The sequence below is a fragment of the Streptomyces sp. NPDC058198 genome (assembly GCF_042882605.1).
Taxonomy (GTDB): domain Bacteria; phylum Actinomycetota; class Actinomycetes; order Streptomycetales; family Streptomycetaceae; genus Streptomyces.
In genome coordinates, this window is the sequence record NZ_JBHVVP010000001.1 from 1,519,176 (window position 1) to 1,535,629 (window position 16,454).

Annotated in this window: 11 protein-coding genes; 4 read left to right on the forward strand and 7 right to left on the reverse strand. The window is 71.9% G+C overall.

Annotated features, from left to right (window positions below; translation table 11 throughout):
* Nucleotides 1-23: 23 nt before the first annotated feature.
* Nucleotides 24-1,829: a protein phosphatase 2C domain-containing protein gene (locus ACFVWW_RS06720; RefSeq protein ID WP_386876295.1), complete on the reverse strand. Its 1,806-nt coding sequence runs from the start codon at nt 1,827-1,829 to the stop codon at nt 24-26.
* A gap of 395 nt (nt 1,830-2,224) precedes the next feature.
* On the opposite strand from ACFVWW_RS06720, the gene ACFVWW_RS06725 reads away from it, so the two are divergent.
* Together ACFVWW_RS06725 and ACFVWW_RS06730 are read left to right on the forward strand one after the other, a co-directional pair.
* On the forward strand, nt 2,225-3,217 hold the full coding sequence (locus tag ACFVWW_RS06725) for a helix-turn-helix domain-containing protein (protein ID WP_384329236.1): 993 nt from the start codon (nt 2,225-2,227) through the stop codon (nt 3,215-3,217).
* A 23-nt stretch (nt 3,218-3,240) separates the two neighbouring features.
* The gene (locus ACFVWW_RS06730; RefSeq protein WP_384329239.1) at nt 3,241-3,723 is read left to right on the forward strand and encodes a DUF456 domain-containing protein; all 483 of its coding nucleotides are present in this window, start codon (nt 3,241-3,243) and stop codon (nt 3,721-3,723) included.
* Between the two features lie 108 nt (nt 3,724-3,831).
* On the opposite strand, the gene ACFVWW_RS06735 is transcribed toward ACFVWW_RS06730, so the two are convergent.
* Nucleotides 3,832-5,274: a bifunctional transcriptional activator/DNA repair enzyme AdaA gene (locus ACFVWW_RS06735; RefSeq protein WP_386876297.1), complete on the reverse strand. Its 1,443-nt coding sequence runs from the start codon at nt 5,272-5,274 to the stop codon at nt 3,832-3,834.
* A 69-nt stretch (nt 5,275-5,343) separates the two neighbouring features.
* The gene (rsgA, locus tag ACFVWW_RS06740; RefSeq protein WP_386876299.1) at nt 5,344-6,456 is read right to left on the reverse strand and encodes a ribosome small subunit-dependent GTPase A; all 1,113 of its coding nucleotides are present in this window, start codon (nt 6,454-6,456) and stop codon (nt 5,344-5,346) included.
* Nucleotides 6,457-6,782: 326 nt separating this feature from the next.
* Between rsgA and ACFVWW_RS06745 the strand changes: the two genes are divergently transcribed.
* Complete coding sequence (locus tag ACFVWW_RS06745) at nt 6,783-7,187, forward strand: hypothetical protein (protein ID WP_386876301.1); 405 nt, start codon at nt 6,783-6,785, stop codon at nt 7,185-7,187.
* Nucleotides 7,188-7,504: 317 nt separating this feature from the next.
* Entirely contained in the window at nt 7,505-8,725 is a 1,221-nt protein-coding gene (locus ACFVWW_RS06750; RefSeq protein WP_384329250.1) for a serine hydrolase domain-containing protein, read from the forward strand.
* A 377-nt stretch (nt 8,726-9,102) separates the two neighbouring features.
* Here the strand turns inward: ACFVWW_RS06750 and ACFVWW_RS06755 are convergent, their stop codons facing one another.
* From ACFVWW_RS06755 to ACFVWW_RS06770, 4 genes are all read right to left on the reverse strand, one after another.
* A complete protein-coding gene (locus ACFVWW_RS06755) occupies nt 9,103-10,275 on the reverse strand; it encodes an ROK family protein (protein ID WP_384187060.1) in 1,173 nt (390 codons plus the stop codon).
* Between the two features lie 230 nt (nt 10,276-10,505).
* On the reverse strand, nt 10,506-13,805 hold the full coding sequence (locus tag ACFVWW_RS06760; RefSeq protein ID WP_386876304.1) for a PQQ-dependent sugar dehydrogenase: 3,300 nt from the start codon (nt 13,803-13,805) through the stop codon (nt 10,506-10,508).
* Between the two features lie 167 nt (nt 13,806-13,972).
* The gene (locus ACFVWW_RS06765) at nt 13,973-14,941 is read right to left on the reverse strand and encodes a sugar phosphate isomerase/epimerase family protein (protein WP_384329256.1); all 969 of its coding nucleotides are present in this window, start codon (nt 14,939-14,941) and stop codon (nt 13,973-13,975) included.
* A gap of 177 nt (nt 14,942-15,118) precedes the next feature.
* Entirely contained in the window at nt 15,119-16,075 is a 957-nt protein-coding gene (locus tag ACFVWW_RS06770) for a hypothetical protein (protein WP_386876306.1), read from the reverse strand.
* Between the last annotated feature and the right edge of the window lie 379 nt (nt 16,076-16,454).

Here is a 16,454-nt window from a genome sequence, read left to right on the forward strand (position 1 = left end):
CCATCAACCCATGCCGGGCACGGTTACGCCTCCCAGACGCCGACCGCCGTACGGTCGTCGGCGTACCCCTTCACCCTGAGCTGGGTGTCCGCGAAATACTCGGCCAAACCCGGCGGATCCATGGTCCCCCAGCGCTCGGCCAGCTCCTTGGCGAGGGCCGCCTCGCCGCGCATCGGCTCGGCGAGACCGGTGCTGCACAGCAGCAGCGTGTCACCCGGCCGGGCCATCGAGGCCCGGAACCGGAACGGCTCGGGCGGCGGCGGAAGCGGGCTCTCCCCGTACGGGGAGTGGGCCGTCGTGATCCCCAGATCCATGGTGAGCCGGTCGCCCCCGACGGTCTCGGCGGGCTGGGATCCGAGGCCGGCGAGGGGCTCGCCCGTCAGGGCGCCGGGCGGGCGGACGCTCGGCTCCAGGTCCTCCCAGGTGCCGTCCCTGAGCCGGAAGAGGCCACCGCCGCCGACCCCGAAGAACACCCGGTTGCGGCACTCCGGGTCGGCGGAGAGCAGCAGACAGCGCAGGCTCGCGGTGTACTGCTCCGGCTGCCTCCCGAGCTCGGCGGCGCGGGCGCGGAGCCTGCCGAAACCGCGGTCGGTGAGCCGGTGCAGACCGGACTTGAGGTCGTCCCTGCGGCCGGCCCTGATGTCCTCGGAGAGCCGGCTGTGATGGCGCCCGACCGCGCCGCCGATCCAGTGACAGGCGTCGGCCGCGGCGCGGTGAGCCCCGTCGGCGGCGGGCGCCCCACTGGCGACGGCGACGAGCACGAGGGCCCCGGCGCCGTGCCCGAACCGGGCGGTGAGCAGGGCGTCGCGCCGGGGCTCACCGCGATACCGCGCGGAGTCCCCCCGTACGGACACGGCCCGCAGCGAGTACGTCCCGTAGCGCGCCCCGTCGAGAACGGTGTCGGCGACGACCTCGTCCAGGCGGTCGGCGTGGGCGGGAGGCAGTGCGGTGGGCTCGGGATCGTAAGGGGGCGGCTCGGCCCCGAGGTGGCTGACAGCGGCGCGGGACGGGGATATGGGGGGCGCGGGTATGGAGAACGGCTCCGCGCGCCACGGACCCGGAGCGGCCGGGGATACGGGCGGGACCGGTGGCCCCGGACTGCGGTGCCGGCCGGGCTCACGGACCGGCGGCGCCGGCCGCGCGGGCGATGACGCCGGCTCGTGGCGGCGGGGATCGGGGGGCGAGGGCCGCGTGGCGGGGGCGTTCTCGGGAGACCCCTCGGAGCGGGGTGGTGCGGTCGGCTGCGGCCGGGTGTCGCCGGGCCGTGGGGTGGTCGTGGGTCGCGGCGGACTGTGCCGGGAGCGACCGGGGGGCGGGACGTCCGGCGCGCTCGGTACGGCCGGTGCCGTCGGTGCGGCCGGGCTCGGCGGTTCCATCGGTGACGTCGCTGCCATCGGTGACGTCGGTGCCGTCGGGCTCGGCGGTGCGGCCGGCTCGGGCTTCGGCTGTGCCTGGCGCGGATCCTGACGTTCCGACAGGGGCGTGGGCACGGACCCCGGCAGGGGTCTCGCGTCACTCGGGGCGTAAGGACCCGGCGGCTCCCAGGGCGCCCGCTGACGCGGCGGTACGGGAGGCGCCTCGGCCGGTGGCGCCTGCTCCCACCAGGCGCGCGGCCGCTGCGCCGGGGGCGCGGACTCCGGGCCCATGGGCACACCGCCCGCCGCGGCCGCCCCCTCCGCGTCCGGCGTCCCCACCGCGTCCGCCGCCGAATCGAAGCGGTCGTCGAGCGTGTCCCCCGCCGCCGCGGCCGGACCGGTGTCCGGCGCGGACTCGTCGTACAGCCGGTTCCACCAGTCGTCGGCGGTCGGCCGCTCCCCCTGCTGACTCATGCCTCTATTGTCGACCGCGCCGGGGGTGCGAAAACGGGTCGTCCGGAAAACGTGGGACCGCGGCACCCCGATCGCCGGTGGGGGGTGAGTCCGCCGGGCGGCCCCACCCCCCACGGGAAGGACGCCCGGCGAACGTTCACAGGTTCAGCGCGGGCCGGATACGCCGGCGTGAAGCCGGCCGCACCACTCTCCCGGGCACCACCAGGCCCTGGATACTCAGGGGGCATATGACCGGGGTGTGTCGCTGCTGTGATGGCGCCACCTTGGCAGAGGGACGGGTTGTGCAGGGATGATGTAAGCGGCGGGTTTACGCCGTGGCTTGTTTCCGCCACGGGCCGCGGCGGAATCTGTGCGTCCGGGGAGGGCGCGCAAGGCGTCCAGGGAGGGGTTCAGGGGTGCTGGGAGCGATAGGTCTCGACGCGAGACAGGAGTCCGCGTATCGCGCGCTGGTGGCGATCGGCGCCGCGGAGGTCGCGGATCTGGCCCACCGGCTGGCGATTCCGGAGTCGGACACCGAACGGGCCCTGCGCCGGCTGGAGCGGCAGGGCCTGGCCGCGCAGTCCTCGTCCCGTACCGGGCGGTGGGTCGCCGCTCCGCCCGCCGTCGCGCTGGGCGCGCTGCTCACCCAGCACCGTCATGAACTGGAACAGGCCGAGCTGGCTGCGGTGCTGCTCGCCGAGGAGTACCGCGCGGAGGCCGCCGAGCCGGCCGTGCACGACCTGGTCGAGGTGGTGACGGGCGCGAGCGCGGTCGCCCACCGCTTCCACCAGCTCCAGCTGGGCGCGACCGAGGAGGTCTGCGCCCTGGTCACCGGGAAGCCCGTCGCGGTCACGGGCGTCGACAACGAGGCGGAGGAACGCGCGGCGGCGCGCGGAGTCACCTACCGGGTGGTGATAGAGCGCGAGGTGCTCTCGCTGCCCGCCGGGATCGTCGAGCTGTCCACGGCGCTCGGCCGGGGCGAGCATGTCCGCGTGATCGAGCGGGTGCCGACGAAGCTGGTGGTCGCGGACCGCGCTCTGGCGATGGTGCCGCTGACGGGCATCGGGGCCGAGCCCGCGGTGCTCGTCGTGCACGCCAGCGGGCTGCTGGAGTCACTGATGGGGCTCTTCGAGGCGGTGTGGCGGGAGGGGCTGCCGCTGCGGCTCGGTACGAGCGGCGCGGTCGCGGAGGAGCGGCTGCCCGGCCCTGACCCCACCGACCTGGAGGTCCTGTCGCTGCTGCTCGCCGGGATGACCGACGCGAGCGTCGCCAAACAGCTGGACCTGGGGCTGCGGACCGTACAGCGGCGGGTGAAGGGGCTGATGGAGCTGAGCGGGGTGACGACCCGGCTGCAGCTCGGCTGGCATGCCTACGAAAGGGGCTGGGTGGCTCGCGACCTGCGGGAATGAGCCGAATCCTGCACGCTGGGCAGATGGACGTGTGGCAGCTCGTGCTGGTGGGCCTTGTCCTCCTGCTCGGTCTGTTCGGCGTGCTGGTCCCGGGGGTGCCGGGTCAGGCGATCGTCTGGGCCGGCGTGCTGTGGTGGGCGCTGTCGGACACCACCCACCTGGCCTGGGGCGTACTGATCGGCGCGACGGTCCTGCTGCTGCTGAACCAGGCGCTCAGACCGCTGCTGCCGTCCCGCCGCACGAGCAGGACCGGGGCCACGCGACGCACCCTGCTGGTGGGCGGGGTGTCCGGGATCGTGGGGTTCTTCGTGCTTCCGGTGGTGGGCGGGATCGTGGGATTCGTCGGGGGGATCTACGGCGCCGAGCGGGAACGGCTCGGCGGCCACCGGGCCGGCTGGGCCTCGACCCGTACGGTCATGCGCACGGCGGGCTGCTCGCTGCTGGTGGAGCTGTTCGCGTGCCTGCTGGTGGTCGGCACCTGGCTGGGAGCGGCGATCTGGAGCTGAGCGTACGGCCCGGCCGGCGCACGGTCCGACGGCGGTACGGGCGCGGTGCGGCGGCGGTACGGGCGCGGTACCGCGGCGGTTACGTCGGGGCTTCACGCGGCGACGGCTTCACACGGCGGTGACGCGTCCGGCGGAGACTCGTCCGGCAGCGGCTCGCTCCGCCCGCAGGTGGTTCGTCGCGTACGACCGCCAGGGCCGCCACGCCTCCTCGTCCCCCGCATCCTCCGGCGCCACATCGGGATCGCCGAGCGCCCGCATCCGGATCAGCGCGGCGGTCCCGGGCGTGATGCCGGGCACGGCCAGGAGCGCGTGTCCGGCCTCGTCCCGGTCGGCTCCGGGATCGAGCCGTACGGCGCCGTCGGCGAGCGCGGCCGCGAGCGGGCCCGCGACCGGATCGGCACGCAGCGCCGCCGGCGCGGGGAACAGCCGCGTGAGCCCGCCGCCCGGGTACGTCACCGGCTCCCCGTACCGCTCGACGAGCCGGCCGGCCGCCTCGTACCCGACGAGCGCCCGCAGCGCGTACTCCTCAGGATCCGCGGCGCCCGGCGACCGCAGTCCCGGGCGGGCCGCGACGAGCGGGGCGAGCCGTGGATCGGCGCCCAGCCGTTCGTCGACGGCGTACGGGTCGGCGTCGAGGTCGAAGAGGCGGCGCAGCCGCTGTACGGCGGTGGTGAGGTCGCGCAGATCGGTGAGATGGATCCGCGCCTCCAGCCAGCCGCTCCGGGCCGGGGCGACGCCGGCCGGACGTGCCTCGTCGACCGCGACGACGCCGGGGCCGTGCGGCAACCGCAGCGTACGCCGGTAGGTGCGGTCGCCGGATCCGCCGGTCACCTCCTCGACCCGCGGGACCGCTTCCCTGGCGAGGAGGTCGAAGACATCGCCGGCCGCGTACGGTCCGCGGTAGGCGAGGCGCAGCGGGATCCCGGCGAGGGCCGGCGCCCCGGCGGCGGACGCCGGGTCCGTGGCGGACGCCGTGGCCGGCACGCTCACCCCGCTGCCCGGCTCGCTCCGCAGCTCGCTCGGCGTACGGGCGTAGATCTGGCGGATCGTGTCGTTGAACTGGCGCACGCTCGCGAACCCCGCCGCGAACGCGATCTCCGTGACCGGCAGCCCGGTGGTCTGGAGCAGCACCCGGGCCGTGTGCGCCCGCTGGGCACGGGCGAGGGCGACGGGCCCGGCGCCCAGCTCGGCGTTGAGCTGGCGCTGCACCTGGCGGGTGCTGTAGCCGAGCCGTACGGCCAGCCCCGGCACCCCCTCCCGGTCCACGATCCCGTCGCCGATCATCCGCATCGCGCGGCCGACGACATCGGCGCGTACGTTCCACTCGGCCGACCCGGGGACGGCGTCCGGCCTGCACCGTCGGCAGGCGCGGAAGCCGTTGCCCTGGGCGGCGGCCGCGGTCGGGTAGAACCGTACGTTCTTCCGCTTCGGGGTCACCGCGGGACAGCTCGGCCGGCAGTAGATGCCGGTGGTCTCGACAGCGAAGAAGAACGCGCCGTCGAACCGCGCGTCGCGGCTGGTGACCGCTTCGTACCGGGTCTCCTCATCCATCACACGACCCAGTGTGCGGCCGCCGGGCCGGCCGCACTCGCGGGTTTCGGACGTCGCCTTCCGGGGCCGCTACCGGATCCGGCCCCGCTTGGCCTCCATGGCCGCACGGCCCTCCGCGCCCTTGCGCTTCCAGTCACGCCGGATCTCGCCCCGCAGCCGGGCGTCGGTCTTGGCGACGATGCGCTGGTTCTCCCGCAGCAGTTTGCGGTAGCTCTCCAGCCGGCGCACGGGAAGCGCGCCGTCCTCCACCGCGGCGAGCACGGCGCAGCCCGGCTCCGCCACATGGGCGCAGTCGTGGAAGCGGCACCCCTCGGCAAGCCCCGCGATCTCCGAGAACACCTGCCCGACACCCACCTCCGCGTCCCACAGCCCGACGCCCCGCAGCCCGGGGGTGTCGATGAGCACGCCACCGCCCGGCATGGCGAGGAGATTGCGGGTCGTGGTGGTGTGCCGCCCCTTGCCGTCGACATCACGGATGGCCTGCACCTCCATCACGTCATCCCCGAGCAGCGCGTTGGCGAGGGTCGACTTCCCCGCACCGGAGACGCCGAGCAGCACGCTCGTACCGCCCGACAGAACAGCGGAGAGCACCTCGATCCCCTCCCCCGTCGCCGCGCTGACGGCCAGCACCTGCACGCCGGGCGCGGTGGTCCTGACGTCCTCGACGAGATGGGCGAGTACGGCGGGGTCGCCCACCAGATCGCTCTTGGTGAGCACGATGAGCGGCAGGGCGCCGCTCTCCCAGCCGAGAGCGAGAAAGCGCTCGATCCGGCCCAGGTCGAGTTCGACGGCGAGCGAGACCGCGATGAGCGCGTGGTCGGCATTGGCCGCGAGGATCTGCCCCTCGGACCGGGTGGAGGAGGTGGACCGTACGAAGGCGGTACGCCGCGGCAGATACTCCCGGACGAACCGCGGATCGCCGCCGGGGTCGACGGCCGCCCAGTCGCCGGTGCAGATCACCCGCAGCGGATCGTGCGGCGTCACGAACGCCGTATCGGCGCGCACGACCCCGCCGGCGGTAACGACATCGCACTGCCCGCGGTCCACCCGCACGACACGGCCGGGCAGCAGTCCCCGCGCGGCGTACGGAGCGAACTCCGCGTCCCAGCCTTCGTCCCAGCCGTACGGGACGAGCGGATGCGACGCGGACGAAACCTCAGAAGAGGCGGAAGAGAAAGACAAGGGGGAACCCTTCACAAGGGCGGCCCCGGCACACGCACACAGGCGCGGAAATACGGAGAAACGTCAGCCGGAGACCACAGGGGTGGGAACGATGAACTTCTGAGTCCGGGCAGCGCCCAGCACCACGACAGTCATCAATGTCCTCACCTCCCGCTTCCTCAACGGTCCAACAACGTCTCGGCGCGGGCGCGTTGCCGCCCCGCTCCGAACGAGCCACACGATAGCCCCGCTTCACGACGCACCGCGAGCCATTTTTGGACCCGACGACCCAGTGCCCCGTGCCAGGTGCTCCGTTCGTGAAGGCTCAACGCCCGAGCCTGATCTGGATGACCGCCCTCGGGCTCCACAGCACCTACGCCGCCAACGTCCTGCCTCCCCTGCTGCTGGCCGGACTCGGCACCGGTCCGGCCATCGCCCCCGCCATCAGCCTGCCCACCTACGGAGTCAACGAGCGCGATGCCGGAGTGGCATCCGCAGCGGTCAACGTCATGCAGCAAATCGGCGGCTCGGTCGGGACCGCCCTGTTCAGCACCATGGCAACCACCGCCGTCACCACCTACCTGACCGATCACCCACGGCACACGCCGCAGGTCCCCGCCGAAGCCGGCGTCCACGGCTACGCCACCGCCTACGGGTGGGCAGCCGCCGTGTTCGCGCTCGGCGCCGTCGCCACGCTCATCCTGTACCCCAGCGGCCAGGTCAAGGGCACATCACTGAGTACGACCGCGTAGAGCGCCGCCGTCTCCGCCCAGCCACAGGCGGCTTGTGTTCACATCGCCGCGCTCGCCCCGACCGCACAGAGCGGAGCAAGCAGGCGATCGGCACATTGGACACGGCGGAACGCCTGCCCCTCCGCACGCCGAGCCTCCTGCCGAGGTCCGAGCCCGGTCGTGGGGACTGCCGCACGCACACCCGGGGGGTAGCACCCCACAGCATCGACCCGTAAGCCTCATGGCCTGCCGCGATCCCTTGCTCCTAACGTGATCAACACACCGCAGCAGCGGTTCCAAACCCCGAAATACCCCACTCCTCAAGGAGCGTGCCACCCATGATGCCCAGCACCAGGACCATCTCCCGCATTGCCGCAGCGACACTCGCGGCCACACTGACCGGCGTAGGACTTACGGCGCACGCTGCCGGCACCACGCAGCAGGCACGGGGAGATGCCTCGAACCGAACCACGATCGCCTCGAAGCCGAGTCACAACAGGCTGCAGGACAACGTGAACACCATCCTGCGGACCGGGTCGGTCGGAGTCCTGGCCCAGTCGACGGGCCCGCACGGAACCCGCTACGCCACCGCCGGTAAAGCCAACAAAACCACCGGACGCGCCGTGAACCCCAACGACGGTTTCCGGATCGGCAGCGCCACCAAGACCTACGTCGCCACCGTGATACTGCAACTCGTCGGCGAGGGCCGCCTGTCACTGGACGACACCGTCGACCACTGGCTGCCCGCAGTGGTCTCCGGAAACGGCAACGACGGCACCAAGATCACCGTACGACAGCTGCTGCAGCACACCAGCGGACTGTTCGACTACGTCAACGACTTCCCCGAGGTCAGCAGTGTGGACGGATACCAGGCCGACCGCTACACCACCTGGACACCGGAGCAACTCGTCGCGATAGCGATGCGCCACGAGCCGGACTTCGCATCAGGCGCTACCTGGGAGTACTCCAACACCAACTACATCCTCGCGGGCATGATCATCGAGAAGGCCACCGGACACAGCTGGCAGCAAGAGGTAACCCGACGCATCCTCCGGCCCCTCCACCTGCGCCGCACCCTCGCCCCGACCACCGACCCCCACATCCCTGGCGACCACCTGCACGGCTACTCCAACTTCTACGAAACCGGCCCCACCATCGATGTCACCGACCTCAATCCCTCCGCCGCCGACGCTGCCGGCGGCATGATCAGCACAACCGCCGACCTGGCCAGGTTCTACTCCGCGCTCCTGGGCGGCAAGCTGTTGCGCCCGGCGCAGCTGGCCGAGATGAAGACGACCGTACGGGCCCCGGCCCTGGACGTCCTGGGGCCTGGCGCGAGCTACGGACTGGGCCTGACGAGGATCTCGCTGTCCTGCGGCGGCGCCTATTACGGTCACGGAGGCGATCTCCCCGGCTACACCACCCGCGACGGCATCAGCGCCGACGGCCGGCACATCGTCGTACTGGAGACAACCGGCGACGGCGCGGCCGACCTCTCCACCGAGCAAGCACAACGCACCCTGATGGACCAGGAACTCTGCGCCGCCGACCAGAAATAGCACGATGCGCACACAACGTGAGCACGCTCAGTACCTCACCGCACGGGGCGCCCACTACATCGTGATCGTCAAGAGCGACCAGAAGAGCTCCGCAAGCAGATGAAGTCCCTTCCCTGGAAGCAGATCCCACTCCGGAACCGCACGGCCGGGGCAAGATCCGCCGGGTCAAGGTATGCACCGCCGCCAGCCGGCTGGTCCCCGGCGCCGCCCGGGCCATCGCGGTACGCGCATGAGGACAGGGCCTCCTTGTAGCTCGGGGGTGCGGGCCGCCGCCTGCCGATGGCACGGCATCCGCCGCAGCATGGGACGCGTCGGATCGAGCTACGACTGTCAATGCTCTGGCCGAGTCGTTCTTCCAGGGCCTCAAGCGGTCCCGGTCAGGTCTCCTCGCCGTAGGCGAGTTCGCTGGCCAGGAGTGCCGCGCCCACGACTCCCGCGCGGGAGCCGAGTTCGGACATGACGATCGGCAGATTTCCGGTGGCGAGTGGGAGTGAGCGTTTGTATACGACGCTGCGGATCTCGGCGAGCAGGGGATAGCCGAGTCCCGACAGTCCGCCGCCGATCACGATCATCGACGGGTTCATGAAACTGACGAGCGTGGCGAGGACCTGCCCGACCCGGTGGCCGCCGGCTCTGACGAGGTTGACGCTCGCGTTGTCGCCGCCGACGGCGCACTCGGCGACGTCCAGGGCGGTCAGTGTTCCGCGGGCTTCGAGCCGTTCGGCGAGGGCGGGTGACTGGCCGGACCGTGCGGCTTCCGTGGCGTCCCTGGCCAGCGCCACCCCGCCGAAGTACGCCTCCAGGCAGCCGGTGTTCCCGCAGGAACAGATCGGCCCGTCGGCCTCGGCCTCGACCTGGACATGCCCGATGTCGCCGGCGCATCCCTCCGCGCCGCGGTAGATCCGGCCGTGGTGCTGCATGCCGGAGCCGATACCGGTGCCGATCTTCACGAAGAGCAGATGATCGACGGTCCTCGCGACCCCGCTGTGCTGCTCCCCGAGGGACATCACATTGACGTCGTTGTCGACCACCACGGGGCAGCCGTGCTCGCGGGCGAGGGTGTCGCGTACCGGGTAGCGGTTCCAGCCCACCATGATCGGCGGCGAGACGGGCACGCCCTCGCGGAAGCTGACCGGCCCCGGGAGGCCGATGCCGATGGCGTCGAGCCGCTCGCAGTGGCCCTCGGCGGCCATCGCGTGCAGGAGTTCGCTGACCCGGCCCAGTACGGCGACCGGCCCCGAGCGGATGTCGGCGGCCTCCGAGCAGGAGGCCACGGGCACGAGCCCGCCGTCGGTGATCTCGATGTCGATGGAGCTGGCGCCCAGGTCGACGGCGGCGAACCGGACCCCGGGGTCGAGCTCCACGAGGGTGGAGCGCCGGCCGCCGCGCGAGGCGGCCGGACCCGCCTCCCGGACCCGTCCGGCGGCGATCATCCGGTCGAGTTCGGCGAGCAGCCGCGGGCGCGGCACCTCCAGCCGGTCCGAGAGCTGGGCGCGGGACAGTGGGCCGTTGTCCCGCAGCAGGCTCAGTACGTGGTACTGGATGTTCACAGACTCACTTCCTCTGGGGCACCTTCGGCCGTCACCGCGGGGAGCCGGAGCGCGGCACGGCACCGCCCCGTGGGCCCTTGCCCGCGCGGCCGCCGGTAACTTCCGGCAACTTTTCCACAGAACGCCAAAAGTTGCGCGCTGGACGACGCAACTCGGCTTCATATGAGCGCCGGGATCCGGGAACAGGACTGCCCCGCCGGTGAGAGCGGGGCAGTTCCGTTCGTCCGGGGTCAGCCGGCCCGGCCTCCCTTCAGCGCCCGCGCGTCCCGGGCCAGGGCGGCGCCCGCCGCCCCGTCCGGTACCAGCGCGGTGTCGCCCGCGGAGCCGGCGAACGACTCCAGGACGGCCGCGGCCTGGCTGGTGCGGCCCGCCGAGGCGTGCGCGCGTGCCTGGTCGAGCCGGACGGTCAGCCGCTGCTCGCCCTGCGCCGTGATCAGGCCGTCGGCCCGCAGCCGTGTGATCAGTGTGCCGAGGTCCTCGAAGGACGTACGCGTGGTGAAGCGCACGGTCTTCGTGGTGGTGTTGCCGGCCGCGTCCCGGGCCGTGACCGTGAGGTCATGGCCTCCCAGCGGCAGCCGCCACAGCTCCAGCGCCCGCCCCGAGGTGATCGCCGTCCCGTCCAGCGCGACGGTCGCGGTGGCCCGGCCGGAGACCGTGTCGGCGGCCGTGACGACCGGCGTCGGACGCTGGGAGTCCCCGTACGCGCCGTCGGCGTCCAGGCCGGTGACCGTCACCGTGGGTCCGGTGCGGTCGATCCGTACGGTGAGCGTGCCCACCTCGGAGACATTGCCGCCGTTGTCGGTCGCCCGGTAGCGGACGGTGGTGGCGCCCTCCGTCGACAGGGTGACGGCGGAGTTCGCCGACAGCCAGGTCGTGCCGCCGTCGACCGAGTACTGGCGGCCGGCGACCGTCCCGTTGTCGGTGGCCGCGACGGCCAGCGACACGGTGCTGGTGTACCAGCCGTCGTCCCCGTTCGGCCGGGGCGGGTTGAGGGTGGCGGTCACCTTGGGCGCGGTCTTGTCCGCCACGCCCGCGCCCTGGAACGTCAGGGAGTCCAGTTCGACGCCGCCCGAGGTGGTGACGTACACCCGGCCGGTGCCCGAAGGAGGCGACGGCAGCGCGGTGGTGACGGTCTGCCAGCCCTCCCCCGCCGGAACGGGCACGGTGGCGAACGGCTCCGCGTCGGTGGAGTTCCAGCGCAGGGCCAGGGTGCCGGCGCCGGTGGCGCGGGTCCGCACTCCGGTGATGCCGGCGAACGACACCGGGTCGTAGGCGATCCAGTCGCCCGCGTCGAAGGAGGTCAGCTTGCGCTGTCCGGACGCGGTGGTGTCGTCCGCGATCGTGACTCCCTCCGCGACGTCGTAGTGCTCGGCCTGCATCAGGGCCGGGTTGAGCACCACTTGGGCGTCACCGGTCGCCGGCGGGACACCGTTCGCGCCCTTGTCGGTGTAGGTGATGCCGAGGACTCCGAAGACGTTCTCGGTGTCTCCGTGTCCCGCGTCGGTCGGGGTCAGTACGGCGCCGGAGCAGCCGGTGCCGCTGTTGACCGGGTGGCCGTGCTGGTTGTGCCCGAGGCCGAAGGTCCAGGCGACCTTGGCGCAGTCGATCGTGGAGCCGTCCTCCGGATCCTCGACGGCGATCCCGTACGGAACGGCGTCGCCCCACTGGAAGAACCCGCCGTCGGGCGGCGAGGTGATCCGTATGGTCGGCGCCGTGTTGCCCACGGTGATCTGACGGCTCGCCAGCCCCGACTTGCCCTGGGGATCGGAGACCTTCAGCCGGGCCTGGAACTGACCGTTCTCCGGATAGGTACGGGTGGCCGTGGGGCCGGTGGCGTCGAAGGTGCCGTCACCGTCGAGGTCCCACTGATAGGTGAGGGCGCCGTCCTCCGGGTCGCTGGAGCCGGTGGCGCTGAAGGAGACCGTGAGCGGGGCCTGGCCCGAGGTCGGGTCGGCCTTGACCACAGCGGTGGGCGCCTTGTTGCCCTCGGCGTAGTCGATCCGGTAGAGCCCCGCGTCGGGGTTCTGGCGGAAGAAGCCGTCGCCGTAGTCCAGGACGTAGAGCGCGCCGTCGGGGCCGAACTCCAGGTCCATCGGGTTGTCCCAGGGCGGTATGCCGTTCTGGGACCGCTCGCTGTTGGGGAGGACGTTCTCCAGTTTGCTGACGGGGCCGTTGGGTCCTTCGAGGGTGAGGGCGGCGACGTAGTCCTGGGAGAACTCCGCCATGAACGCCTTGCCGTCCCAGTACTCGGGGAACTTGCCCGGGGACGGGTTGTCCGCGTCGTAGTGGTAGACCGGTCCGCCCATCGGGGCCTGGCCGCCCGGGCCGCCGGGACCGCGGAACGCGGTCAGTTCGGGCCACGGCTGGTCGGTGTCCCGGTCCCCGTACCAGAGCGTGGCCGCGGTGGCGGCGGGCAGCGCGGACAGGCCGGTGTTCCAGCGGGAGTCGTTGACCGGCGCGGCGCAGTCGAAGGCGGGGCCCGGGGTGAGGGTGGCGAAGTCGAAGTCCCGGTAGGGCTTGCTGTTGTCACCCGTGCAGAACGGCCAGCCGCTGTTCATGGCCTTGGTGGTGGTCTGCCATTCGACGTACCCCATCGGCCCGCGGTTCGGGTCGGCGGTTCCGGCGTCGGGGCCGTAGTCGCCCCACATCACGGCGCCGGTCGCCCGGTCCACCGCCAGCCGGAAGGGGTTGCGCAGGCCCATCACGAAGATCTCGGGACGGGTCTTGGCCGTGCCCGGGGCGAAGAGGTTTCCGTCCGGGACGGTGTAACTGCCGTCCTCCTGGACGTCGATCCGCAGAATCTTGCCCCGCAGGTCGTTGGTGCTGCCGGAGCCGCGGCGCTCGTCGAGGCCGGGGTTGTAGCCTGCCGCGTCGTTGATCGGTGTGTAGCCGCTGACGTTCGGGCCCGACGCCGGGGTGTTGCCCCCGGTGGCGAGGTAGAGCCTGCCCTCCGCGTCGAAGTCCACGTCCCCGGCGACATGGCAGCACTGGCCGCGGTTGACGTCGACCCGGATGATCTCCTGAGCGGTGGAGAGGTCGAGCTTGTCGCCGGTCCACTTGAAACGGGTGAGGGTGTCGTACCCCTCCCACTGCTTCCAGTACGAGTCGTCCTGCCCGGCGGGAAGCTGGAGCGGGGCGGAGCCGGCCGGGGTGTTGAGCGGCGGTGAGTAGTAGAGGTAGACCCACTGGTTGGTGGCGAAGTCCGGGTCCAGTGTGACCGTCTGCAACCCCATTTCGGAGTTCTGGTACACATCGACGTGGTTGACGACCTTGGTGACGCCGGTGCCGGGGTCGGTGAGCCGTACGTCGCCGTTGCGGGCGGTGTGCAGCACCCGGCTGTCGGGCAGCACGGCGAGGTCGATCGGCTCGCCGGTGTCCTTCGTCAGGGTGACCTTCTCGTAGTTCGACCAGTCCAGGGCGTGTTCGTGGTCTTCGTGCGCCTGGGCGGCGGGCGCGACGGCCACGCCTCCCAGCGCGGGCAGTGCCGCGAGCAGGACACCTGCGATCAGGCGTCTCAGGGTGCGGTTCACGGTGATGCGTCTCCTCGGTCGCTGGCGGTCAGGAGCGGGCGCGGAGGGGGCGGGGCGGGCCCCGGTGTCCGGCACCGGCGGCCGGTGCCGGACATCGGGGGGAACCTGCCCGCGGGGCCTCCGAGGGGCGGGGCCTGGTGGGGCTCACTCAGCCTGGTGGGGCTCGCTCAGCCGAGGAGTCCCTTGAGCGCCACGAAGCTGCGCTCCGCCGCGCCGAGCGAACCCGGCGGGTTGGGCAGGGTGTTGGGAGCGGTGTCCTGCTCCCAGATGCCGATGTGCGCGGCGCGGGGACCGATGTCGCGGATGAACTTCTCGTACGGCAGGTCCCCGGCACCGAACTCGACGATGTCGAAGCCGTTGGCGTTCGACGCGTTGGCGTCGCCGTCCTTCATGTGGAACAGCGGGTAGCGGTAGGGCTGGTTGCGCACATAGGCGGCCGGGTCGAATCCGGGCCAGCGGTACTGGCCCACGTACGCCCAGTAGATGTCCAGCTCCAGGTAGACATGGCGGGGATCGGTGTTCTTGAGGAAGACGTCGTACAGCCGGACCGAGGGCTGGTCGGTGGCGAACGCGAACTCGCCCGCGTGGTTGTGCTGGTAGAGCTTGAGGCCGCGCGCGGTCGCCGCGGCGCCCCAGGTGTTGAACTCCTCGGCGGCGGCCAGATAGCCCGCGACGGTGTTGCTGTTCGACGGCGCGTTGGCGGTGCCCAGATGGGGCATGCCGAGGATCTCCGCGGCGTCCAGCTCGGCCTGGAGGTTGGTGCGCAGGTTGCCGATGCCGACATGGCTGCCGACCGCGCGCAGCCCGTGGTCGTCGAGCAGTCGCCGGATCTCCTGGACGGTGATCTGCCGGCCGAGGATGGAGGTGGACTGGGTGTAGCCGGCGAACTCGATCTCGCGGTAGCCGATCCTGGCCAGTTCGGCGAGGACGACGGCGAAGCCGAGCGAGCTGACCTTGTCGCGGATGCTGTAGAGCTGGATGCCGATGCGGTCCTTGGGAATGGACAGACCGCTCGGCGCGGCGGCGGCGGAGGTCGCCGCGGCTCCGGTGACGGAGGCGGCGGCGAGCGCCACGGTGGTGCCCACGGTGGCGCGCAGGAAATCCCTGCGGTCGAAGGATTTGCGGAGATGGCTCACGGTCACTCCTGGGGAATGAGGCGAAGAGGGGGAAGGCCGGGGCGCACGGCTGGGACTGCCCGGGCGGCGCGCGCCGCGATGGTGCCGTCGGGGGACGGTGGAGGAGGGGGTGGAGGAGGGTGCGACGAACGGCGGAGGGGGGAACCGGCCGCCGTCGCGGGCCGGTTCAGTCCGGCGTCAGAGGCGGGACGTGCCCGCCTCGTGGGCGTCGGCCCGTGCCTCGGCGGCGCGCTGCGCGGCCTTCCCCGCGAGGTCGTTCCCGCGGTCCTGCGGCGCTGCCTTCTTGGCCGAGCGGGCGGCCGACGCGCCGGCGGCGGCGGTCTCTCCGGTGACCGCGCCACGGATGCGCGCCAGGTCACCCACCACGAGTACCGGGGTGTTCCCGGTGGCGGTGAGCCCGCCGCGGACGATCGCGTTGTCCAGGACGGCGTTCGCGGTGTTGTCGGTCACCGAGACGTCGCCGCCGAAGTAGGTGGCGCCTGCGCAGGATCCGAGCAGGCCCTCGCCGCCGAGCTGAAGCGTGTCGGAGTTGCCCCGGTACTCCGCGGAGCCGTACACCTCACTGGCGCAGAGGACCCCGCCGAGGGTGTTCCCGCTCACGGTGAGCGCCCCCTTGACGGTGCTGTCGTACACATCGGTGTACTGGTTCCCGACGCCGGTCAGCGAGCCGCCGAGGGTGCTTCCCGAGACGTACAGCTCACCGGACTCGGCTCTGACGCTCCCGCTGAACGCGGAGTCGACCGCGTAGACGAACCCCTGGGTGGCGGTGACGCCGCCCTTCACGCTGCTGTTCTCCAGATGCGCGCCGAAGGCGGCCCGGGTGGTCAGCGCGCCCTTCACCGTGGTGTCGGTGAGGTCCAGATAGGCGTTCCCCTCGACGTTGACCGCGCCGTTGAAGGTGGCGCCCGCGGCCACGAGGTCGGCTCCGGCCTCGACCGTCACCGTCCCCTTGACCTTCGTGCCCGTCAGGTTGCACGACTTCCCGGCTGGTACGACCAGGTCGTTGTTGACGGTCACGGCCCCGCCGTCACCGACACAGGTGGTGTAGAGAGCCGCCTGGGCGGAGCCGGAGAAAGCCATCAGGCCCCCGGAGGCCAGCAGTGAGGCTGTGGCGATGAACGTACGGATCTTCATGTCGCTTCCCTTCCGCTGCGGTCACGGCCGTGTCGGTGACCCGGCCGGAGTCCCCGTGCTTCGACGGGGGTGCTGCACAGTGCGTGAGCTGCGACCGCCACGACGGACGATCGCGCAGCGCCTCGGGACGGGCGGTGGCCCGGCCGTGGGGGGAGAGACGTGGAAAGACTCGTGAGATGAACGGCGTTCGAGCGAGCGCCGAGCGAATGCGGTGTTACCGCGACGAAACATTCATCCGGTGGGCCGAGACATTAGAGCGCGGCGTGGGGGCTGTCCAGAGGTTCGGTACGAACCGATGGAACTTTCCTATGATTCGCCAAAAGACCTGCGCCGCCGAGCGCTTGTCGCGTTTTCCAGACATATCCTTACGTGTCGCTAA